Source organism: Gordonia sp. IITR100, from assembly GCF_002009645.1.
In the GTDB taxonomy this organism is placed as follows: domain Bacteria; phylum Actinomycetota; class Actinomycetes; order Mycobacteriales; family Mycobacteriaceae; genus Gordonia; species Gordonia hongkongensis.
Map to the genome: position 1 here is coordinate 30,795 of NZ_MVKV01000002.1, position 22,632 is coordinate 53,426.

General features: G+C 69.9%; 16 protein-coding genes and 1 tRNA gene. 7 read left to right on the forward strand and 10 right to left on the reverse strand.

Features of this window, described 5'->3' with window-relative positions:
• Positions 1 to 126: 126 nt before the first annotated feature.
• Genes thrB through argS form a run of 5 tightly spaced genes read right to left on the reverse strand, consistent with a single transcriptional unit; the run spans position 127 to position 6,564 of the window.
• A complete protein-coding gene (gene thrB, locus B1818_RS03990) occupies positions 127 to 1,098 on the reverse strand; it encodes a homoserine kinase (RefSeq protein ID WP_078112012.1) in 972 nt (323 codons plus the stop codon).
• Positions 1,079 to 2,164, reverse strand: coding sequence for a threonine synthase (thrC, locus tag B1818_RS03995; RefSeq protein WP_078112013.1), 1,086 nt, complete (start codon positions 2,162 to 2,164; stop codon positions 1,079 to 1,081). The genes thrB and thrC overlap by 20 nt, the downstream gene beginning before the upstream one ends.
• Complete coding sequence (locus B1818_RS04000) at positions 2,157 to 3,497, reverse strand: homoserine dehydrogenase (RefSeq protein ID WP_058252747.1); 1,341 nt, start codon at positions 3,495 to 3,497, stop codon at positions 2,157 to 2,159. Before B1818_RS04000 ends, thrC begins: the two co-directional genes overlap by 8 nt.
• A complete protein-coding gene (gene lysA / locus B1818_RS04005; RefSeq protein WP_078112014.1) occupies positions 3,494 to 4,915 on the reverse strand; it encodes a diaminopimelate decarboxylase in 1,422 nt (473 codons plus the stop codon). The genes B1818_RS04000 and lysA overlap by 4 nt, the downstream gene beginning before the upstream one ends.
• Positions 4,912 to 6,564, reverse strand: a complete 1,653-nt coding sequence (gene argS / locus B1818_RS04010) for an arginine--tRNA ligase (RefSeq protein ID WP_058252745.1) — start codon at positions 6,562 to 6,564, stop codon at positions 4,912 to 4,914. Before argS ends, lysA begins: the two co-directional genes overlap by 4 nt.
• Before the next feature lie 150 nt (positions 6,565 to 6,714).
• Between argS and B1818_RS04015 the strand changes: the two genes are divergently transcribed.
• The 3 genes from B1818_RS04015 (at position 6,715) to B1818_RS04025 (ending at position 9,028) form a co-directional block, all read left to right on the forward strand.
• Complete coding sequence (locus B1818_RS04015; protein WP_078112015.1) at positions 6,715 to 7,533, forward strand: DUF3105 domain-containing protein; 819 nt, start codon at positions 6,715 to 6,717, stop codon at positions 7,531 to 7,533.
• A gap of 76 nt (positions 7,534 to 7,609) precedes the next feature.
• Entirely contained in the window at positions 7,610 to 8,518 is a 909-nt protein-coding gene (locus B1818_RS04020) for a DUF305 domain-containing protein (RefSeq protein WP_078112016.1), read from the forward strand.
• Positions 8,519 to 8,599: 81 nt separating this feature from the next.
• A complete protein-coding gene (locus B1818_RS04025; protein ID WP_058252742.1) occupies positions 8,600 to 9,028 on the forward strand; it encodes a bifunctional 2-polyprenyl-6-hydroxyphenol methylase/3-demethylubiquinol 3-O-methyltransferase UbiG in 429 nt (142 codons plus the stop codon).
• 14 nt (positions 9,029 to 9,042) lie between these two features.
• Here B1818_RS04025 and B1818_RS04030 read toward each other — a convergent pair whose 3' ends face one another.
• Positions 9,043 to 9,933 carry an alpha/beta hydrolase gene (locus B1818_RS04030; RefSeq protein WP_231742520.1) on the reverse strand — a complete coding sequence of 297 codons (891 nt, stop codon included), beginning with the start codon at positions 9,931 to 9,933 and terminating at the stop codon, positions 9,043 to 9,045.
• A 139-nt stretch (positions 9,934 to 10,072) separates the two neighbouring features.
• On the opposite strand from B1818_RS04030, the gene B1818_RS04035 reads away from it, so the two are divergent.
• Positions 10,073 to 10,441, forward strand: coding sequence for a VOC family protein (locus B1818_RS04035; RefSeq protein WP_078112017.1), 369 nt, complete (start codon positions 10,073 to 10,075; stop codon positions 10,439 to 10,441).
• Positions 10,442 to 10,599: 158 nt separating this feature from the next.
• On the opposite strand, the gene B1818_RS04040 is transcribed toward B1818_RS04035, so the two are convergent.
• The 4 genes from B1818_RS04040 to B1818_RS04055 form a co-directional block, all read right to left on the reverse strand.
• Positions 10,600 to 10,672, reverse strand: a tRNA-Arg gene (locus B1818_RS04040).
• A gap of 55 nt (positions 10,673 to 10,727) precedes the next feature.
• Positions 10,728 to 13,718, reverse strand: coding sequence for an AAA family ATPase (locus B1818_RS04045; protein ID WP_078112018.1), 2,991 nt, complete (start codon positions 13,716 to 13,718; stop codon positions 10,728 to 10,730).
• The gene (locus B1818_RS04050; protein ID WP_058252739.1) at positions 13,715 to 14,905 is read right to left on the reverse strand and encodes an exonuclease SbcCD subunit D; all 1,191 of its coding nucleotides are present in this window, start codon (positions 14,903 to 14,905) and stop codon (positions 13,715 to 13,717) included. The genes B1818_RS04045 and B1818_RS04050 overlap by 4 nt, the downstream gene beginning before the upstream one ends.
• A gap of 50 nt (positions 14,906 to 14,955) precedes the next feature.
• Positions 14,956 to 16,512 (reverse strand): MFS transporter, encoded by a 1,557-nt coding sequence (locus B1818_RS04055; protein ID WP_058252738.1) that lies wholly within the window; start codon positions 16,510 to 16,512, stop codon positions 14,956 to 14,958.
• 265 nt (positions 16,513 to 16,777) lie between these two features.
• Between B1818_RS04055 and B1818_RS04060 the strand changes: the two genes are divergently transcribed.
• Genes B1818_RS04060 through B1818_RS04070 form a run of 3 tightly spaced genes read left to right on the forward strand, consistent with a single transcriptional unit; the run spans position 16,778 to position 22,532 of the window.
• On the forward strand, positions 16,778 to 17,848 hold the full coding sequence (locus B1818_RS04060; RefSeq protein ID WP_058252737.1) for a glutathione S-transferase family protein: 1,071 nt from the start codon (positions 16,778 to 16,780) through the stop codon (positions 17,846 to 17,848).
• Positions 17,845 to 18,603, forward strand: coding sequence for a hypothetical protein (locus tag B1818_RS04065; protein WP_058252736.1), 759 nt, complete (start codon positions 17,845 to 17,847; stop codon positions 18,601 to 18,603). Before B1818_RS04060 ends, B1818_RS04065 begins: the two co-directional genes overlap by 4 nt.
• Positions 18,597 to 22,532, forward strand: a complete 3,936-nt coding sequence (locus tag B1818_RS04070) for an ABC transporter ATP-binding protein (RefSeq protein ID WP_078112019.1) — start codon at positions 18,597 to 18,599, stop codon at positions 22,530 to 22,532. Before B1818_RS04065 ends, B1818_RS04070 begins: the two co-directional genes overlap by 7 nt.
• Positions 22,533 to 22,632 lie beyond the last annotated feature (100 nt).

Consider the following 22,632-nt stretch of genomic DNA (forward strand, 5'->3'; position numbering starts at 1 on the left):
GAAGCGGCAGGACAAGCCTGCGCGGCTAGACCAGAATATGGTAACCCCGTTCGCATGATAGGGGCAACACGCCGGAAGCGCCAAATGAATGCGCATTCACTCCGGCGGTCGTGCGGACGACGCCGATCAGCCGACGGTGATCTCGACGCCGCCGGCGACGGCGACCGACCGAGCGTCGAATCCGAGGCCCTGCGCCAGCTGACGGATCTCGGCGGGCACCGGCGCCGTACCGAGCACCAGGACGGTCGGTCCCGCTCCGGACACGGTCGCGGCATGTCCACGCGCACGCAGCGCGCTGACCAGATCGTGCGTCGGCGCCATCGCCGACGCCCGGTACGGCTGGTGCAGCCGATCCTGGGACGCGGCCATGAGGTTGCGCGGATCGGTGGTCAGCGCGACGACGGCGAGGGCCGACCGGCTCAGGTTGAACACGGCGTCGGCGCGCGGGACCGAATCCGGGAGCAGTCCGCGGGTGAACGACGTCGACGACTCGGTGTCGGGCACGAAGACCGTTGCGTAGATGTCGGGGTGCACCGGGAGGCGGTGCGCGTGATACGAGGCGACGTCATCGGCCGATTCGGTCCACGTGACGACCGCCGAGCCGAGCACGCTCGCGGCCGCGTTGTCGGGGTGGCCCTCGAATTCGCTGGACAGTTGTACCAGTTCGTCGGCCGAGAGCCCCGGACCGAGGCCGGCGGCCGAGATCAGGCCCGATGCGGCGGCGAGACCCGACACCGCGGCGGCGGCGGACGAACCCAGACCCCGGGAATGCGGGATCCGGTTGACGCAGCGCAATGTCAGACCGGGGGCCCGCAGCCCGGCGTGTGCCAGTCCGCGGGTGAGCGCCCGCACCACGAGGTGCGAGTCGTCGCGGGGTACGGCGTCGGCGCCCTCACCCTCGACCTCGAGGGTGACGCCATCCGGGACCGTCTCGACGATCACCTCGTCGTAGATTCCGAGAGCTATTCCGAGACAGTCGAATCCGGGCCCCAGGTTGGCACTGGAGGCGGGCACGCGGACCCTCGTCGACAGCCCTACCGGCACCGTACCCGCGGCAGCCGCCGCGGACCCGGCCCCGTCAGCCGACACCGAGAGCATTCGCGACCGCCACCGGGTCCACCGGAATGGCCTCGACCGCCGGGATGCCTGCCAGCGCGGTGTCGGGGTCCTTCAGACCGTTGCCGGTGACCGTGCACACCACGGTCGAGCCCCGCTCGATCCAGCCGTCGGCACTCGCGGCGAGCAGACCCGCGACGCTGGCCGCCGACGCCGGCTCGACGAACACGCCCTCCTTGCCGGCGACGAGGCGGTAGGCCTCGAGCAGCTTCTCGTCGGTGGCCGCCAGGAACTGCCCGTTCGACTCGTCCTTCGCGGCGACGGCCTGGTTCCAACTGGCCGGGGAACCGATGCGGATGGCGGTGGCGACGGTCTCCGGGTCTTTCACCGGCGCGCCGTTCACCAGCGGCGCGGCGCCGGCGGCCTGGACACCGAGCATGCGCGGCACCGACGACGAGACGCCGTCGGCGTGATACTCCTTGTAGCCCTTCCAGTACGCGGTGATGTTGCCCGCGTTGCCGACCGGCAGAGCGTGGACGTCGGGGGCACGGCCCAGCACGTCGACGATCTCGAAGGCGGCGGTCTTCTGACCCTCGATCCGCGCCGGGTTGACCGAGTTCACGAGTTCGATCTCGGTGAACTCGGCGGTCGCCTTGCGCGCGAGCTCGAGACAGTCGTCGAAGTTGCCCTCGACCTGGATGATCTTGGCGCCGTGCATGACCGCCTGAGCGAGCTTGCCCATCGCGATCTTGCCCTGCGGGATCAGGACGGCGCAGGTGATCCCGGCCCGGGTGGCGTATGCGGCGGCCGATGCCGAGGTGTTGCCCGTGGATGCGCACAGGACCGCGGTCTTGCCGTTGTTGACCGCGTTGCTGACGGCCATCGTCATGCCGCGGTCCTTGAACGAACCGGTGGGGTTGAGGCCCTCCACCTTGAGGTAGACCTCGCAACCCGTCAGCGACGACAGATGCGGCGCACCAATCAGCGGGGTGCCACCCTCGAGCAGCGTGACGACCTTCCAGTCGTCGGCGACGGGCAACCGCGACCGGTAGGCCTCGATGAGGCCCGGCCACGCGCGGTGCACAGGCGTAGAAGTCGCTTCAGTCATCGGTACCTTCCAATCGCAACACACTCGACACCTTGATGACGGCGTCCATGTCTTCAAGCGCCGCAACACAATCCGATTGAGCTCGGTCGGGGGCGCGGTGGGTGACCAGGATCAGGCGGGCGTCGTCGCCCGCGCCCTCCTGGCGCACCGCGGCGATGCTGACCGACCGCTTCGAGAACTCCCCCGCGACCTGCGCCAGCACGCCGGGCTTGTCGGCCACCCGCATCGAGACGTAATACCGCGTGAACACGTCGTCGATCGGGGCGACGGGCAGGGAGGCGTAGGTCGACTCGAGCGGTCCGCGCCCGCCGTGCACGCGGTTGCGGGCGGCCATGACCATGTCGCCGAGAACCGCCGATGCCGTCGGTGATCCCCCGGCACCCTGCCCGTAGAACATCAGCCGCCCGGCGTTCTCGGCTTCCACGACGACGGCGTTGAACGCGCCGTTCACGGTCGCCAGCGGGTGGGTCAGCGGAATCAGCGCGGGGTACACGCGCGCCGAGATCCGTTGCGCGCCATTGGCGTCGCGGACGCGCTCGCAGATCGAGAGCAGTTTGATCGTGCAGTCGAACTTCTTGGCCGCGACCAGGTCCGCGGACGTGACCGAGGAGATGCCCTCGCGGTGCACATCGGCCGCCGTGACCCGCGTGTGGAAGGCGATCGAGGCGAGGATCGCCGCCTTGGCCGCGGCGTCGTAGCCCTCGACGTCGGCCGTCGGATCGGCTTCGGCATATCCGAGGCGGCCGGCCTCGGCGAGCGTGTCGGCATAATCGGCGCCCGTCTCGTCCATCGCGGAGAGGATGAAATTGGTGGTGCCGTTGACGATTCCGTTGACCCGCTCGACGGTGTCGCCGGCCAGTGACTGCATCAGCGGACGGATGACCGGGATGGCGCCGGCGACCGCGGCCTCGAAGTAGAGGTCCACCTTGGCATCCGCCGCGGCGGTCGCGAGTTCGCCGGTGTATTCGGCGAGGAGCGCCTTGTTCGCCGTCACCACCGACTTGCCGCTCTCGAGCGCCGACCGGATCAGACCGCGGGCCGGGTCGATGCCGCCCATCAACTCCACGACGATGTCGACGTCGTCGCGCGCGACGAGTGCCGCCGGGTCGTCGGTCAGGAGATCCTGCGCGATCTTGCGGGGACGGCCGAGATCCCGCACCGCGACGCCGCGGATCTCCACGGGAGCCCCGACGCGCGCCCGGAGGTCGTCGGCGTTGTCGGTGATGATGCGCACCACCTCGGCACCGACATTGCCCATGCCGAGCACCGCGACACCGATGGTGCGCGAGTCCGCATCGGTTGCGCCACTTGTGTTCTGCACGGATTCGGTCACAGGCCCACCTCCAGGCTGAGGAAGTCGTCGATGGTCTCCCGGCGCAGCAGTAGCCGGGCGTTCCCGTCGGCCACCGCCACCACGGGCGGTCTCATGGTCATGTTGTATCGGCTCGACATCGAGTAGCAGTAGGCACCGGTCGCCGCCACCGCGATCAGGTCGTCGGGGCCGAGATCCTCCGGCAGCCAACAGTCCTTGATCACGATGTCGCCGCTCTCGCAATGCTTTCCCACGACCCGGCACACCACCGCACGGGCCTCCGACACCCGGGACACGAGCCGCACGTCGTATTCGGCGTCGTAGAGAACGGTGCGGATGTTGTCGCTCATGCCGCCGTCGACGGAGACATAGCGTCGTACGGCGCCGCCGCCGAGTGCGACGTCCTTCACGGTGCCGACGCGATACAGCGTGATCGTGCCGGGACCGGCGATGGCGCGGCCCGGTTCGACGGCGATGGTCGGCATGGGCAGCCCGAGTGCTGCCGACTCCCGCTCGACGATCGCCGCGAGCGTCTCCGCCACCTTCTGCACCGGCAGCGGACGCTCGTCGGGGAGGTACGAGATCCCCAGTCCGCCACCGAGATCGACGACCGACATCTGCGCGGTCTTCTCGACACCGAACTCGCCGACGACGTCGCGGAGCAGTCCGAGCACCCGGTGGGCGGCCAGCTCGAATCCGTCCATGTCGAAGATCTGCGACCCGATGTGGCTGTGCAGACCCACAAGCCTGAGGTTGTCGGTCGCGAAGACCCGCCGGATGGCTTCCATCGCGATCCCACCGGCGAGCGAGAATCCGAACTTCTGGTCCTCGTGTGCGGTCGAGATGAACTCGTGGGTGTGCGCTTCGACACCGACGGTCACGCGCACCAGCACGTCGGCGACGACACCGCGTTCGCCGGCGATCGCGTCGAGCCGATCGATCTCGATCATCGAGTCGAGGACGACGTGCCCGATTCCGGCATCGACCGCAGCGCGCAGCTCGTCGACGCTCTTGTTGTTGCCGTGCAATGCGATTCGCTCCGGCGGGAAACCGGCGCGCAGTGCGATGGCGAGTTCACCACCGCTGCAGACGTCCAGGGACAGCCCCTCGTCGTCGACCCAGCGCGCGATCTCGGTGCTCAGGAACGCCTTCGACGCATAGTGCACTCGCCCGTACGGGCCGAACGCCGCCATCATGTCCCGGCAGCGCGACCGGAAGTCGGCCTCGTCCACGACGAACGCCGGCGTCCCGAACTCTTCGGCGAGCTGACTCACCGGCACGCCGGCCAACCGCAGCTCGCCCGATTCGTCGCGGGATGCGTTGCGTGGCCACACCTGTGCGGGGATGGCGGCGAGCACGGCCGGGTCGTTCGGACGCTCGGCGAGATGGGGCGCGGCCAGCAGTTCGGCGTGCCGGGGGCCGGCGGGGTGGGCGTTCACATCTGCTCCGGCGCGGTGACGCCGACGAGACCCAGCCCATTGGCCAGGACCTGACGGGTGGCCTCGCACAGGGCGAGCCGGGCCCGGTGGATGTCCGCCGGTTTCTCGTCACCCTGCGGCAGGACACGGCACTTGGCATAGAACCGGTGGTAGGTCCCGGCGAGGACCTCGAGGTAGCGACAGACCCGGTGCGGCTCGCGCAACGTGGCGGCGGTCGCGACGACATCGTCGAAATCGCCGATGGTGCGGATCAATTCGCCCTCGGCGGGATCGTCGAGCAGGTCCAGATGGTCCAGCGACGACACGACCCCGAGGTCAGCGGCGTTGCGGGCCAGTGCGGACATCCGCGCGTGGGCGTACTGCACGTAGTACACCGGGTTGTCGTTGGACTGTTTGGTGAGCAGGTCGAGATCGATGTCGATGTTGACGTCGACCGACGAGCGGATCAGCGAATAGCGCGCGCCGTCGACGCCGACCGCGTCGACGAGGTCGTCGAGCGTGATGACCGTGCCGGCACGCTTGCTCATACGGACCGGCGTGCCGTCGCGCACGAGGTTGACCATCTGGCCGATCAGCACCTCGACGGTGGCCGGGTCGTCGCCGAGCGCCGCCGCCGCGGCCTTGAGCCGGCTGATGTACCCGTGGTGATCGGCGCCGAGCATGTAGATGCAGAGGTTGAAGCCGCGGTTGCGCTTGTCACGGTAGTAGGCGATGTCGCCCGCGATGTAGGCGGCGTTGCCGTCGCTCTTGAGGACCACACGGTCCTTGTCGTCACCGAACTCGGTGGACCGCAGCCACCACGCGCCGTCCTTCTCGTACAGGTTGCCGTTGGCCTTGAGCTCGCCGATGCACTCGTCGACGAGGCCGGTGGCGAACATCTTGTCCTCATGGGTGAAGACGTCGAAGTCGGTGCCGAAGTCGTGGAGGCTCTGCTTGATGTGGGTGAACATCAGGTCCACCCCGACCGAACGGAACGTCTCGAGGCGGTCGGCGTCGGGCTGCGACAGCACCTCGGGGACCGTCTCGACGACCTTCGCGGCGATGTCGGCGATGTAATCGCCCGCGTAGCCGTCCTCCGGGGTCGGGTTGCCCAGTGCCGCGGCCTCCAGCGACCGGGCGAACCGGTCGATCTGGGCACCGTGGTCGTTGAAGTAGTACTCGCGCGTGACCGCACCACCGCGAGCGGCCAGCACGCGGCCGAGCGCGTCGCCGACGGCCGCCCAGCGGGTACCGCCCAGGTGGATCGGCCCGGTCGGATTGGCCGACACGAATTCGAGGTTGATGACCGAGCCGGCGAGTTCGTTTCCGCGGCCGTAGTCCGCACCCCGGGCCAGCACCGCCGCGACGACGGTGTTCTGCGCGGCGGCCCCGAGCCAGAGGTTCACGAACCCGGGACCGGCGATCTCGGCCTTCGCGACACCCTCGGCCGCGGCGAACGCCTCCGCGAGCCAGCCGGCGAGTTCCCGCGGGTTCACGCCGAGCCGCTTGCCCATCTGCAGGGCGACGTTGGTGGAATAGTCGCCGTGGTCAGCGTGACGGGGGCGCTCGACGACGATGGAGTCGGGCACCAGGTTCTCGTCCAGTCCGCGGTCGCGGACCACGGTCAGGGTCACGTCGCGCAGCAGCGCGGCCAGGTCGGCGGGAGTCACAGGACACCATCCTATTGGCCGCGGCCACTACACCGACAATCGCACCCTGCTCCACCCATCGGGCCCACCAGTACACTCGTGTGCGCCGAGCGCGGGCCGGGTCTCCCGCGGGTCCGCTCGGCCCCCGCAGTCGGATGAGGAAAGAAGTCAATGGCGCGCAAACCAGGGGCCAACGTCCCCAAGTCCCGCAAGCGAGCAGGATCCGTTCCCTCGGCGACGGGACGTCAGGTCGACTGGATGCTGATCGGCGCCGTCGTGGTGGTCATCGGCCTCATCGCCGGACTCGCGGTCTACCTCGTCCCCAAGTTCAACGAGCGGCGGGCCGAACAGAAGGACGACTTCGCCGTGGAAACGGTGTCCGAGTTCGTGCCCTCACCGCAGAATCCCGATCCGTCGGTGAACATCCCGGGTGTCACGAAGCGCTACTACGAGGCCGCGCGGCACGTCACCGCGACCCAGCGTGTCGCCTACGACCAGTCGCCTCCGTTCGGCGGGCCGCATGACGAGATCTGGGCGACCTGCACCGGCGTCGTCTACCCGAACCCACTGCGGTCGGAGAACGCCGTCCACGCCCTCGAACACGGCGCGGTCTGGATCACCTACAACCCGGACACGATCTCACCGGAGGACCTCGACTACCTCAAGCAGCTCGTCCGCGGTGAGCAGTACCTGTTCCTCTCGCCCTACCCCGGACTCGACCAGCCGGTGTCGCTGCAGAGCTGGGGACACCAGCTCAAGCTCGAATCCGCCCGCGATCCGCGCGTCAACCAGTTCATCACCGCGCTACGCCGCAACATGATGCCCGGGGTCTACCCGGAGAACCCGCAGACCGCCGCGTACCCCGAGACCCAGGCCACCTGTACCGCCATCCCCGGGTTCGATCCGTCGAACCCCCCGCCGGCCGACGAGGGTGAGCCCGGCCCCGACGCCGTCCCGATGGATGGCGGCAACCAGCAGCCCGCGGGCTGACGCGGGTTCCCACCCGACCAGCAGACCAGGTAACGGACCGGGCCGCACGCCCCGACGAGATCGGCGAGGACCAGCGATGACCGACAACAGCGACCGGCCCGAATCGCGGGACGGGACAACGACTCCCGAGGGTCCGGACGACACGGCCGAGCCGTCGTCGCGCCCACGGATCCTGCTCGCCCTGGGCGGCGCCGCACTCCTCCTGTTCGGTCTCGGCCTGGGACTGCTGATCCAGGCGAGCCTCGCCGACGACTCCACCGGCGACGATTCCCCGGCTGCGAACTCGGCGGCCGTCGGCTTTGCGCAGGACATGACCCGCCACCACGAGCAGGGAGTGGAACTGGCCGCCATCGAACTCGAACACGGCACCGACCCCGAGGTGCGGAGCATGGCGTTCGACATCCTCACCGCCCAGAGCAATGAGATCGGCCAGATGCAGTCGTGGCTGACGCGGTGGGGTCAGCCCGTCACCAACCCCGGCGCGACCATGGCGTGGATGGGCCACGGCGGTTCCGAGACTAACGGGCACGACCACTCCGATCCCGCGGATCACACAGCCGGCGGTCACGATCACGGCCACGGTGGCGACGGCAGTTCGGACCACGGAGACATGGACCACGGAGACATGGACCACGGGGACATGGACCACGGGGACATGTCGGCACCCGCCTCCGGCGCACCAGCGGCGGGTGCCGCGGAATCCGACGCCGAACAGCCGCCGATGCCCGGGATGGCGACGTCGGCGGAGATGCAACAGTTCCGTGCGATGCGGGGTCCCGAGGTCGACATCCGGTTCCTCCAGCTGATGCTGCGTCACCACGAGGGCGGTCTGCACATGATGGAGTACGCCGCCGACCCGGCGAACGTCGAGCAGGCCTATGTCCGCGACCTGGCGTCGAGCATGAAACGGACCCAGGACAAGGAGATCGCCATCATCACCCAGATGCTGGCCCTGCGTGGCGCACAACCACTTCCGCTGAACTGAGCGCCCCGCACGGCGGGCACGCCGGTGAGGTGAGCAAGTTCGGTCGGGCCACGCGGCTCTCCAAACGGCGATGATGGCGGCATGCTCTCACCACGCCTCGCTGCCGCGGTCGCCGCGTTGCCACTGGCCCCTGGTCTGCGAGTCCTCGAGATCGGCTGCGGGCCCGGGCCGGCAGCACGCGAGGTGGCGCAGCGGGTGGGACCCGACGGCTTCGTACTCGGCATCGATCGGTCGCCTCAAGCCGTGAACGCCGCCCGCCGGGCCGCGATCGCCGGCGGCTTCGGTCCGGACCGACTCGACTTCGACTGCAGCGCCATCGAGGACTTCGATCTCGGCACGCGCATCCCGTTCGACGTGGCGTTCGCTCTGCGCGTCGGCGCACTCGACGGGCGACACCCCGATCTCTACGACGCGGCCGTGGGGGCCGTGGCCCGGGCGCTGCGTCCGGGCGGAGTGCTGCTTGTCGACGGCGGTGATCCGTTGCGGCGCATCGAGTTGCCAATGGGTTGAGGTGACCGGTCGGCTCAGTCGTGCGCGAGAGCGCGTCTGACGGCCTCACACTGACGGCCGAAGAAATCCTGCGCGATCGACGTTCGGGGCGCGACGATGTCGAAACCGTGAAAAGCGCCGGGCACCACGTCCACCTGGCAGTCGACCCCTGCCGCGCGCAGCCGCTCGGCGTAGTCGCGGTCTTCGGTGGCGAACAGGTCCAGGGTGCCGACCCCGATCCACGCGGCCGGCAATCCCGCGAGGTCGGTACGCCGCGCCGGGACGGCCTCCTGTGTGTCCGCACCACCGAGATAACTGGACCACCCGAAGGCGTTGGCCGAGGCGTTCCAGAGGCGGTGGTGCGGATCGGGCTCGCGCGTGCGGTCGTCGAGCATCGGGTAGGTCAACAGCTGCAATCGCAACCCCACCCCTTCATCGCGTGCGCGAAAGGCAAGTGCCGCAGCGAGTCCCCCACCGGCGCTGTTGCCGCCGATCGCGATGCGGGTCGTGTCGATGTCCGGCTGGCCGGTCATCCACCGCAGCGCGTCGAAACAGTCCTCAATGGCCGCCGGGTACGGATGTTCCGGGGCCAGGCGGTAGTCCACGGAGACCACCTCGATGCCGACACGTTCGGCCATCGCCCGCGCCCAGCGATCGTCCTGGGCGGCACTGCCCGTGATGTAACCGCCCCCATGGATCCACAGCAGCGCGGGCAGGCGACCTGAGGAGTGCGCCGGACGGAACACCCGAACCTCGACGCCGCTGGGTGTCGTCGCGGTGGTGACCGGCGCCCGTCCGTTGCGTACCCGGTAGAGCCGACGGACGACGGGGAGCGTGCGCCGGGACACGAGTTGTGCGGGCGCGATCAGCGCCACCCGGCGCAGGTCGGGCGCAAAGTCGTTCCGGATTCTCCAGCGGTTCAGCACAGGTGGAGACTATTCGCCCGATGTCACCCACGCGCGGGATTGTCGCGATTTGCTCACGACTGTGGCATGCTGCTGCCCAGCGTCGCGTGCCGGTGGCGGACCGCGTCCGGCATGGAGGCGCCAGGACGAAAGTTTCGTCATGCCAGTCAGTTTCAATCACATCATCATCGGTGCGCACGATCCGCAGGAATCCGCCGACTTCTACCTCGACGTACTCGGGGCTCGGCCCGCCCCCGGCTGGGGCCCGTTCGTCAACATCCTCCTCGACGACGACACGCTGCTGCAGCTCGCACCGGCGCCGGTCGCCGAGCCCATCCACATGGCGTTCCTGATGGACGACACCGAGTTCGACCGCGGTTACGAGGCACTTCGTCGTAAAGGCGTCGACCACTGGGCCGATCCGCAGATGCGTCGCCCGAACGAGATCTCGACCGAGGAGGGCCGGCGGGTGTACTTCAAGGACCCGTCGGGACAACTACTGGAGATGCTCACCGAGCCGTACGTGTGACGCCAACGCAAGAACGCCACGCGAGGACTTCTGCAACGGGTTGTCACCGGCACTTCTGATCTCGAGTGGCGCTTCTGCGGCAATGGTGCGCCCGCGTGAATCTCTTTCCAACTACACAGTGGGCGCACACCAGGCGGAGGCTGGCATGGATGTCACAGTGCCCCCGATAGGATTCGAACCTATGGCCTTCTGCTCCGGAGGCAGACGCTCTATCCCCTGAGCTACGGGGGCTCATCGGGCGGGACTCAGCCTAGCGCACCGATCCGTCGACATCCCAATCGGCAGCTCAGGACACGCCGAGCGGGCTCTGCACTCGGACCGACGACCCGTGCTCGCCGCGGAGGACGTGCAGCTGGGCAGGGATTCGGGCCCGGAGTTCGTCAACGTGACTCACCACGCCGACGACACGCCCGCCGGCCCGCAAGTCATCCAGGACCCCCATGACGAGGTCGAGCGCCTCGGGATCGAGGGTGCCGAATCCCTCGTCGATGAAGATGGTGTCGAGCACGCGGCCGCCCGACTCCGCGGAGACGACATCGGCGAGTCCGAGTGCGAGGGCAAGCGATGCGAAGAAGGTCTCGCCGCCGGACAGCGTCGTCGTCGGGCGGAGCGCGCCGGTGTACTCGTCGCGGACCTCGATACCGAGGCCGCCACGCCGGCCCCGCACACCCGCGGCGTCGGTGTGGACGAACTCATAACGCCCCGAGGACATCTCGCGGAGACGCCCCGACGCGGCGACGAGGACCTCGTCGAGACGCGCGGCCAGCACGTAGGACCGCAGCGACATCCGGCGCGCGTTCTGTCCGCGCCCGCTGACCAATTCGGCGAGTCCCTGGAGTTCGGCGTGGCGTGCCTGCAGAGGCGCCAGGGCGTCGATGGCCTCCCAGAAGTGGGTGACGTACTCCTGGAGGTCGGCCGCCTGCCGGCCGGCCACGGCGTGTTCCTTCGCGGCGGTGTCCAGGCGGCGGCGGGCGGCATCACGGTCTGCGGTGAGCTGTTCGACATCCGGCTCCGGAGCCGACATCGCGGCGCGCACATCCTCGTCGGCGAGGGTCTCCTCGGCAGCGGCGCGCAGACTGGCGGCCTCCTGCAGCAACGTGTCCCACGCCGCGATCTGCTTGTCCGGGGCGAATGCCGCTCGGACGGCGGCGACATCGTCGAACCCGGCGTCGGCACACGCCGCGGACAATCGATCGGTCGCCTCGGCGACCCGGTCCCGCGCTCGCGCAGCTTCTTGCCGGGCGTTCCGGTGACGACGTGTGCGACGGACCAGCTCGGCGAGTTCACGGCGCCGCTCGGCGACCCCGCCGCGTCCGCCGGTTGCCTCCCGGACGGCCTCATCGAGCTCGGTGAGGTTCTGCCGCAACGCGGTCACCCGCTCGCGACGGGCGGACTGGGCCGACTCGTCGTCGGCGAGGGTGGTGCGCCACCCATCGACCTCGGCGTCGATCCGATCGACCGCCGTCTGCAGCGCGGGTAGTCGCGACGCGGCACGTTCCGCGGCAGCCAGTTCGGCGCCCACCCGGGCGAGGTCGGCGTCGACGGCGTCGGAACGAGCACCACCGATCACGGCGTCGAGATGCGTACGGCGTTCGACGAGAGCCGCCACCGCGGATTGCGCGATGGCCTTGATCGCGCTCGCCCGCTCCTCGGCGGCCGCTGCCGCGTCTTCGTAGGCTGTGACCTCGGACGCCGGGGCGTCGCCGTCGTCGGTGGCCGGTCGAGGGTGCGTCTCTGAACCACACACGACGCAGGGTTCACCCTCGACGAGCCCGCCCGCCAGTTCCACTGCCATCCCGGCGAGGCGACGCTCGCGGGCGTCGAGCACGCGCTCCCGCGCAGCGGCATTGGCGTCGCGGGCGTCGAGCAACTCCTTCTCCGCGGTCGCGAGCCGGACCAGCACCTCGTCCCGGTCGGTGAGTGCGTCGCGTACGCGGCGGAGTGCGTCGCGCTCGGCCCGGAGTTTCGGGCCCTGCATCCGCAACTCCCCCGCTTCCGCCAGTGCGGCGACGGCCTCGGCGCGACGGCCCGGCGCGGCGTCGAGCAGGGTCCGGGTCTGGGCAGTGCGGCGGTCCGCCTCGACGATGGCCGAGTCCAGGGTCTGGATCTCGGCGACCAGAGCCGGCCGCTGCGCGACGCGTTCGGCGAGGGGCTCCCACCGCCCCGACTCCTCGGTCCAGCGGTCGATCGCCGCATCCAGGCGTGCGTCGAGATCCTCGTCTGACCCGCCGGCGCACAGCGACTCACCCTCCGGCAGCGCGCACAGCTCTGCGTGCGCACGCGTAACGGCCTGCTCGGCGACCGTGAGTTCGCGGGTGACACGGTCGGCGTCGTCGGCGAGCGGCACGATGGGCGCCGCCTGCAGGGCCTGCCGACGAGCCTGCGCCGCCGCGCTCAGAGCGGCTTCGCCGTCCGCGAGCCGTGCGAGTCGCTCGGTGGCCGCACGCCCCCGGCGACGCAGCTCGGCGAGCCGGCTCCCGCTCTCGTACGCGGCCTGCGTCTGGTCGGCCGCGGCCTGCGCCGCACCTGACTCGAGGCGCGTGCGCTCCGCGGCGGTGCGCGCACGCTCGAGACATTCCTGCGCCCAGTCGAAGTCGGGTTCGGCGGTCGGTTCGACCCCGCCCACCGCCACGATCTGACCGGCGACCCGCTCGAGCACGGCGGTCTGTTCGGTCAGCTTCGCCGCGCTCTCCCGCGCCCGGTCACGCAACCACTCCTCGAGGTCACCGAACCGCTCAGTGTCGAACAACCGCTCCAGCAACGCTTCCCGCTCATCGGAGTGCGCGCGCAGGAATCGGGCGAAGTCGCCCTGCGGCAGCAGGACCACCTGGAAGAACTGATCGGCACTCATCCCGAGCAGCCGGACCACGGCGTCGCCGATCTCGGGGATGCGGGTCAGGTCGGGCCCGGATCCGTCGACCCACACGAGAGTCGCCCGGGCATTCACCTTGCGGGTGCCGTCGCCGCGCTTCTTGGGTCGTTCGTGCTCGGGCGACCGCGTGATCCGGAGTCGGCGGGACGCGATCGTCGCCTCGAGTTCGACCTCCGGGACATCCTCGGCCGCAGCGTGATCCGAGTGCAGGCGCCGGTTGGTGTCGCGCACGCCCGGTACCCGGCCGAACAGCGCGAAGGCGACCGCGTCGAGGACCGTGGTCTTGCCGGCGCCGGTCTGGCCGTGCAGCAGGAACAGTCCGTCACCGCCGAGGTCGTCGAAGTCGACCGTGATCTCGTCGGCGAACGGACCGAAGGCCCGGACGCGCAGACGGTGCAGCCTCATGCGGACTCCGCGACGATCGCCTCGATGTCGAACAGGGTCAGTTCGGCCGCGTCGGACTCGGGTTCACCGACCACGGCGCGGAGTGCGCGTTCGAGGAGCACCCGCTCCCCCTTGGTCGGCTCGTCGCGCACGTCGGAGATGAACGACGCGATGATCTCGGCGTCGGTCCGGCCGCGCACGCGGGAACGGTAGTCGACGCCGGAGCCGGAATGCGGCCGCTCCCACTGCACATGGACCGCGAACGGGAACCGCTCGCGCAGCCGACGCATCGCGTCAGTCGGGCGGACCGGGTCGGTCAGCGTCACCTCGACGTAGTGGTCCTGCGCCGCGGCGTACCGTTCGTCGGTCAGCAGGTCGCCGAGAACGCCGGTGAGAGAGCTCAGTTCGCGGACGACGGGCAGCTCGTGTGCGCGGACCTCGGCGACGCCGTCGGCGTCGAGCTCCACCACCAGCGCCGCCTTCCGGTGGGTTCGCTCACCGAAGGAGTACGGCAGCAGCGAACCGCTGTACCGGACCGTGTCGGTGACACGTTGCGGCGAGTGCAGATGCCCGAGGGCGACGTAGTCGGCGCCCGAGAACGTCTCGGCGGGAACCGTTTCCACCCCGCCGACACTGATCGAGCGCTCCGAACCGGAGGCCGCGGCCCCGCTGACGAAGGCGTGGGCGACGACCACGGACCGAACCCGGCGCGCAGCCAGATCGGTGCGGACGCGAGTCATGGCGGCGTCGAGGACAGCGGTGTGCCCGCCGATCGACTCGACGCCGAGGTGGCGTCGCGCGGTGTCGGGTTCGAGATAGGGAATGCCGTAGAACGCGACGTCTCCGTGGGCGTCCGACAGGATGACCGGACGGTCGATGTCGGCGATCGAGGTCCGCAGATGCAGGCCACCGGCGGCGGCGAATCCCGACCCCGCACCGAGGCGAGTGGGCGAGTCGTGATTGCCCGAGGTGACGACGATCTGTGCTCCCGCAGCGGCGATCTCGGCCAGGCCCTCGTCGTACACGCGGACCGCGTCGGCGGACGGGACGGACCGGTCGTACACGTCACCGGCGACGATGACGGCGTCGGCCGACTCCGCGTCGACCAGTGCGGCCAGATGCGACAGTGCGCGACGCTGGTCGGCGAGCAGCTCGACCCCGTGGAACGTCCGGCCCAGGTGCCAGTCGGAGGTGTGCACGATCCGCATGGGCGCAACCTTACGGTCGGGTGCCGACAGATCGTGGGACGCGCGCTCGCCTACGCCGTCGACCCCGGCACCGAGTCGGACCGACCGGCGTCGGCGCCCACCGCGTGCGGGTCGACGACCTGCGGTGGGACCGTCTGATGCGCGGGCCGGACGAAGAAGAAGGTCGCCACGACGCCGATCAGCAGCGCGGCCGCGGGCAGGTAGAGAGACTGCCCCATGGCGGTCGCGAACCCCTCGCGCAGGAACTCCGGCAGTTGCCCGGCCGCACCGTCCTGGGCGTTCTCGGCGTCGACGCCGGGCAGCTCGGCCGCCAGCCGGGTCTGCAGGAGCGCTCCGATCATGGCGGAGCCGAGGACCGAACCGATGACCCGCAGGGTGTTGTAGACGCCGGCCCCGGCCCCGGCCTGATGCCACGGCAGATTGCGGGTGGCGGTCGCGGCCAGCGGCGCCCAGATACCGGCCGAGGCCACGCCCATCAGGCACAACGGAATCACGATCAACCAGACCGGGGTCTCCGGGCGGGCGACGAAGCCCAGCCACGCGATGGCGATCGCGTTCAGCAGCAGTGCCGAGGACACGATCGTGCGTGGGTGGACGCGATCGACCACCCGGCCCACGATCGGAGCCAGGACACCGGTCAGCACCGCCATCGGCACCAGGACGACCGCCGACTCCGTCGGCGACATCCCACCGACGAGCTGGAGGAAGAACGTCAGGGGGATCATCATCGCCGACACCGCGAAGCCCATCGACGCGATGCCGATGGTCGACAGCGAGAAGTTGCGGTCGCGGAACAACGACAACGGGACCAGGGGCTCGGTGCGGATGCGGGACTGCCAGTAGACGAAGACCCCCAGGACGGCGACCCCGCCGACGATGAGCAGCCAGATCCAGGTGTCCCAGTCGAAGGTCTCCCCCTCCTGGATGCCGAAGACCAACGCGGACAGACCCACCGCGGAGAGACCGACACCGATCCAGTCGAACTGGTGGTCGTTGGTGCTGACCCGCGGGACGAGAACGGCCGCGAGGACGAGACCGGCGAGGCCGACGGGCAGGTTGATGAAGAAGATCCACTCCCAGCCGAACGCGTCGGTCAGCACGCCGCCGAGCAGCGGACCGACGAGGGTCGCCACCCCGGCGACCGTGCCCCACACGCCCATTGCGGCGCCGCGCTTCTCGGCCGGGAAGATGCGAGTGATCAGCGCCATCGTCTGCGGGGTGATGAGGGCGGCGCCGACACCCTGCAGACCGCGGGCCGCGATCAGCTCACCGATCGACGACGACAGGCCGCACCAGAGGCTGGCCGCGGTGAAGACCGCGAGACCGAGCTGGTACATCGTCTTGGGGCCGAACTTGTCGCCCAGGCGACCGGTGATCAGCAGCGGCACCGCGTAGGTGAGCAGGTACGCACTGGTGACCCAGACGACGCCGTTGACGTTCGTGTCGAGGTCGGCCTGGATACGCGGCTGGGCCACGGCCACGATCGTCATGTCGACGAGGATCATGAAGAAGCCCACGCAGAGCGCCAGCATCGCGGCCCACGGGCGGCCGGTGACCATCTCGTCGGTGCCCGCGTTCTGGCCGCGGGCGGCGTCGCTCGACTGCATTTCCTCGATGCTAGTGGTGTGTCTCGGAAAGAGGTGGCCGGTCTCCGGTGGAGCGATCGGTGAGCTGGCAAGGCGGAGGAGGGAGCGATAGCGGAGCTATCTCGACCGACGACAACGCAGCCAGGCGCCGATCGAACGCCGGAGACCAGTCGCCTGTTTCCGAGACACACCACTCACCCTGTCCGATTCGTGAACGGCCCGCGCGATCACGGGTTTCGCGGCAGCTCGGGGCGGGATGTCGCTCCGGATCATTACTGTGGAGCCCATGAGCACAGAGTCCGAGCAGAGCACCGCGTCCGAGGGCGAACAGGGTTCGTACGTGATGACCGGCGAGGAGTTCGTCCGGGACACGAAGTACATCGAGACCCGCATCACCGCCGACGGCCGGGACGGCTATCCGGTGGAGGCCGGCCGGTACCGGCTCGTCGCAGCCAGGGCCTGCCCGTGGGCCAACCGGACCCTCATCGTGCGGCGGCTACTCGGCCTCGAGGACGCCATCTCGCTCGGGCTGTGCGGTCCCACGCACGACAAGAACTCGTGGACCTTCGACCTCGACCCCGGCGGGGTGGACCCGGTCCTGCAGATCCCGCGACTCAAGGACGCCTACGAGAAGCGGATCCCCGGCTACCCGAAGGGGATCACCGTGCCGGCGATGGTCGACGTGCCGACCGGCGAGGTCGTCACCAACGACTTCCCGCAGATCACCATCGACTTCTCGCTGGAATGGACCGCCTTCCATCGCGACGGCGCGCCGGAGCTCTACCCGGAGCGTCTGCGCGACGAGATCGACGAGGTCAGCCACGGCATCTACACGGAGGTCAACAACGGCGTCTACCGCTGCGGATTCGCCGGCAGCCAGGAAGCCTACGACGCGGCGTACGACCGGTTGTTCACCAAACTCGACGAGTTGTCCGAGCGGTTGTCGACGCAGCGTTACCTGGTCGGCGACACCATCACCGAGGCCGACGTCCGGCTCTTCACCACCCTGGCGCGCTTCGACGCGGTGTATCACGGCCACTTCAAGTGCAATCGGAGCAAGCTGAGCGAGATGCCGGTGCTGTGGGCCTATGCCCGGGACCTGTTCCAGACGCCCGGCTTCGGCGACACCACCGACTTCACCCAGATCAAACAGCACTACTACATCGTCCACACCGACGTGAATCCCACGCAGATCGTGCCGAAGGGCCCGGACCTCCGCGGCTGGCTCACCGCACACCATCGCGACGACCTGGGCGGTCGCCCGTTCGGTGACGGCACACCCCCCGGTCCCCCACCACCGGCCGAGGTCGTGCCCGCAGCGGACTGGGTACCGACGGAACGAGCGGCGGCGGAATGAAAGACAAGGCGTCACAGGGACTTTCGGCAGACCACGGCCGTACGCCCCCCGGCAAGGCCGTCGAGGTGACCGGCGGAATCCTGGACCGGGCACAGCGACTGCAGGCACCCGCGGTGAAGAAGTACGTCGATTCACTGCGGCGGAAGTACCCCGACGACTCACCCGCGCAGATCATCGAGCGGCTCGAGAAGCGTTACCTGAACGCGGTCACCGGTTCCGGCGGCGCCGTCGGCGCGGCGGCCGCGGTGCCCGGTGTCGGCACGATGACCGCGTTCGGGGCGATGACCGGGGACACGGCGTTCTTCCTCGAGGCGTCGGCCCTGCTCGCGCTGTCGATCGCCGAGGTGCACGGCATCCCGGTGCACGAGTCCGAGCGTCGCAAGGCCCTGGTCATGACCGTCGCGCTGGGCGAAGAGGGTGTGCTGGCCCTCGGTCGCGTGGTCGGCACCGGAGGCGGTGCGCTGCGCCGACTCGGTGGAGCCGCCCTGCCATCCGGTGCGATCACCAAACTGAACAAGACCCTGGTGAACAAACTCGTCAAGAAGTACGCGATCCGCCGGGCGCCGCTGATCTTCGGCAAGCTCATGCCCGCCGGTATCGGTGCGGTCATCGGTGGTGTGGGGAGTCGCGCCCTCGGCCGGAAGGTCGTCCACAACGCGCGCGAGGCGTTCGGGCCGGCACCCCGGACGTGGGTCATCGACGTCGACTTCAGTGAGGCACCCACCCCGGATCCGCTCCCACCCGGTTCGTGGTGACCGCGGCGGCCGCACCGTCCCCACAGTCGGCAGCCACGCCCGGCTGGATCCGCCGGCTCGTCGGCGAGTCCTGGCGATACCGACGCGTCGCCGTCGTCACGATGATCTTCACCCTGGTCGCCGTCGGGGTGGACGTGCTGATGCCGCTGCTGACCAAGGCCGCGATCGACCACGCCACCGGCGTCGTCGACGACGGCCTCTCGCTACAGACCGTGATCGTCGCGCTGGTCGTCTTCGCCGTCGTCCGTTACGCCTGCCATCTCGGCCGGCGGGTGTTCGCGGGACGGCTCGCGGTGAACGTGCAGAACACGCTGCGACTCCGACTCCTCGACACCCTGCTGCACCTCGACGGCCGCAGCCAGCACCAGATCCGCACCGGACAGATCGTGTCCCGCTCGATCTCCGACATCCAGGTCGTCCAGAGTCTCCTGGCCATGGCGCCACTGTCGTTGGGCGCCGCGGTGCAGATGGTCGTGGCCCTGGCCATCATGGCGTACCTGTCGCCGCTCCTGACCGGGGTGGCGTTGCTGATCGCCCCGCTCATCGCCCTCGAGGTGTGGCGTACCCGGCGTCGGCTGTTCGCGGCGACGTGGTCGGCGCAGCAGGCCGCCGCCGACGTCGCCCAGCACGTGGAGGAGACCGTCACCGGCGTGCGGGTCGTGAAGGGTTTCGGCCAGGAGGAACGCGCGGTCGACGACCTCGTAACCCGGTGCCGGACGGTGTTCGCTCGCCGGCTCCGCGCCGCCAGGATCAATGCTCGATTCGCCCCGACCCTGGCCGCCATCCCGCAGCTGGGCATGGTCGGGGTGATCGTCGTGGGCGGCTACCTCACGATGACCGGCGCGATCACGGCCGGCACCTTCGTCGCGTTCAGCACGTACGTCGCCACCATGACCGGCATCGCCCGACTCCTGACGAACCTGATCGTCAACGCCCAGCTGGCGCGGGCGGCCGTCGAACGCGTCTACGACGTCATCGACCATCCCCACGATCCGGGCGACGCCGCGACCGGCACGCTGCCCGGCGGCCCCCTGGGCGTCGAACTGGACGCTGTGGGGTTCGCCCACCACACCCATGACGCCGACGACCCGCCCGCCGTGTTGTCCGGTATCGACCTGCGGATCGAGCCGGGCGAATGTGTGGCGATCGTGGGTCCGCCCGGTTCCGGCAAGTCGACCATCGCCGACCTGGTCAGCCGGTTCGAACGACCCGACTCCGGAACGATCTCGCTGCTCGGCGAGAGCACCGGTGACGAGCCGTCCCGGACCCGGTACCGGATCGACGACCTCGCGCCCGAGGCGCTCCACCGTGCCGTCGCCGTCGTTTTCGACGAGCCGTTCCTGTTCTCCGACACCATCACCGCGAACATCGCGATGGGCCCGGCAGCCGCCGGGGCCGACGCCGCCGACCGGGTTCGGGCGGCAGCCACCGCGGCCGACGCCGCGGAATTCGTCGAGGCGCTCCCCGACGGATACGACACCGTCATCGGCGAACGCGGGCTCACTCTGTCGGGCGGGCAGCGTCAGCGAATCGCCCTGGCCCGCGCCCTGTTCGCCGACCCCCGCATCCTCGTGCTCGACGACGCGACGTCCGCAGTGGACGCCACCACCGAGGCGCGCATCCTGGGCGGGCTCCGCGACCGCCGCGCCACGATGCTGGTCCTCGCCCATCGACGTTCGACGCTCGTCCTCGCCGATCGCGTCGCGGTGCTCGACGACGGCCGGATCACCGCGCTGGGGACGCTCGCCGAACTCGAGGCGACCTCACCGCGCTTCCGCGAGCTGATGTCGAGCACCACGCAACCGGCACCCGACGGCGTCCACGACGACATCCCCGGCGCGGCCGCGGTCGCCGACACCGCGCCACCGCTGCGCGGACCGGGCCCGACCGAGATCGAGAGCCTGTGGCCCGGCATCGCTTCCGACTCGATCGACGTCGCGGCCCGAACCTCTCCGGCGATGGGGGCGGGCTCACGGACCGGTCGCGGCGGCGGCGTGGCCAGCGCGCTCGGTTCGATGCCGGCCACTCCCCAGCTCCAGGCCTCGGTGGACGCACTCCCCCCTGCGGTCGAGCAGCCAGAGGTCGACGTCGCCGCCGCCCGACGCGAGAACCCGGTCTTCACCCTGCGCGGACTCCTCGCGCCGGTCCGGTGGCTGCTCGCCGCCGCACTGCTCGCCATCGCCGTCGACACGCTCGTCGGCCTGGCCTTCCCGAGCATCGCCCGGGCGGTCATCGACTCGACCGGACACACCGAGGGGTCGACCCTGATGTGGGCCACGGTCGGCGGCGTCGTACTGGTCGGAGTCGGCTGGGTCGCCGCGTCGTCGATGGCGATCACCTCGACCAGGGCCGGCGAACGGGTGCTGTTCGGACTTCGGATCCGCAGTTATGCCCACATCCAGCGCCTCGGACTCGACTACTACGAGCGCGAGCTGTCGGGCCGGATCATGACCCGGATGACGACCGACATCGACGCCTTGTCGACGTTCCTGCAGACCGGACTGACCTCGGCGATCGTGGCGGTGCTGACGCTCGTCGGCGTCGGTGTCGCGCTCCTGATCACCGGCCCGCTGCTCGGACTCCTGGTGCTGCCCGTCTTCCCCCTCCTGATCGCCGCGACGGTCGTCTTCCGCCGCGTCGCAAGCCGCGCCTACACGCGCTCGCGCGAACTGATCAGCGTCGTCAATGCGGACTTCCAGGAGAACATCGCCGGCATCAAGACCACGCAGACCTACCTGCGCACCGACGACGCCCAGGCCCGGTTCGCGCGTCGCTCCGGAGAATGGGTCGAGGCCCGGATGGTCTCGCAGCGGGCGATCGCCTCGTACTTCCCGCTCATCCAGCTCATGTCCGACATCGCGACCGCGATCGCGCTGGGCGTCGGCGCCGGGCAGGTGGCGTCGGGTTCGCTCTCGGCGGGCACACTCGTCGCCTTCGTCCTCTACCTGACGATGCTGTTCGGCCCGGTGCAACAACTCTCGCAGGTCTTCGACGGCTATCAGCAGGCCGCCGTGGGCCTCCGCCGGATCGGCGACCTGCTGCGCACGCCGAGTTCGCTGCGCACCTCGGCGACAGCCGAGTCCCCGCCACACGGCGGGTTCGACGGCGTCGTCGACTTCGACCGGGTCGGGTTCCGCTACCAGGGTTCGACGACGGATGCGCTGTCCGCCGTCGACCTGCACATCCCGGCCGGGTCGTCGCTCGCCCTCGTCGGCCGGACGGGCGCAGGCAAGTCGACGATCGTCAAGCTGCTGGCGCGCTTCTACGATCCGACCACCGGACGGGTCCTGGTCGACGGCACCGACATCGGTGACTACGAACTCGCCGGATATCGGCGGCGGCTCGGCCTCGTCCCGCAGGAGCCGCACCTGTTCACCGGCACCGTCGCCGAGAACATCGCCTACGGCCGGCCCGACGCCGATCGGGCCGCGATCGTCGACGCCGCCTCCGCGGTCGGCGCACTGCGCATGATCACCGCCCTGCCCGGCCGGATGAACCATCCCATCGGGGAACGCGGCCAGGGGCTGAGCTCGGGCCAGCGCCAACTCATCGCACTGGCCCGGGCCGAACTCGTCGAGCCCGATCTGCTGCTGCTCGACGAGGCGACCGCGACCCTCGACCAGGCCACCGAGGCGCAGGTCCTCGCCGCCGGACGGGCGGTGACCCGGCACCGCACGTCGGTGATCGTCGCCCACCGACTGGCCACGGCCGCCCGCGCCGACACCATCGCGGTGGTGGACGGCGGACGGATCGTCGAACTCGGAACACACGAGGAGCTGCTCGCGTTGGGACAGAGGTACCGCGGCTTCTGGGATGCCGGCGTCGATCCCGACGAGCCGGCGGTGCCCCGCCCCGACTCACCCGCTCCGACCAGCGCACGGAGGGCCGCCACGGCGGTCACGCGGGCCACCTCGGAACTGACTCCGTAGTAACAGGTCGGTAGGTGTGAGCGAGTCGACGACGCGTAGCATCGTCAGGTGGTTCACCGATAGTCTCCACAAGAGACGACGCGTGGCAGAGAACCCGGCA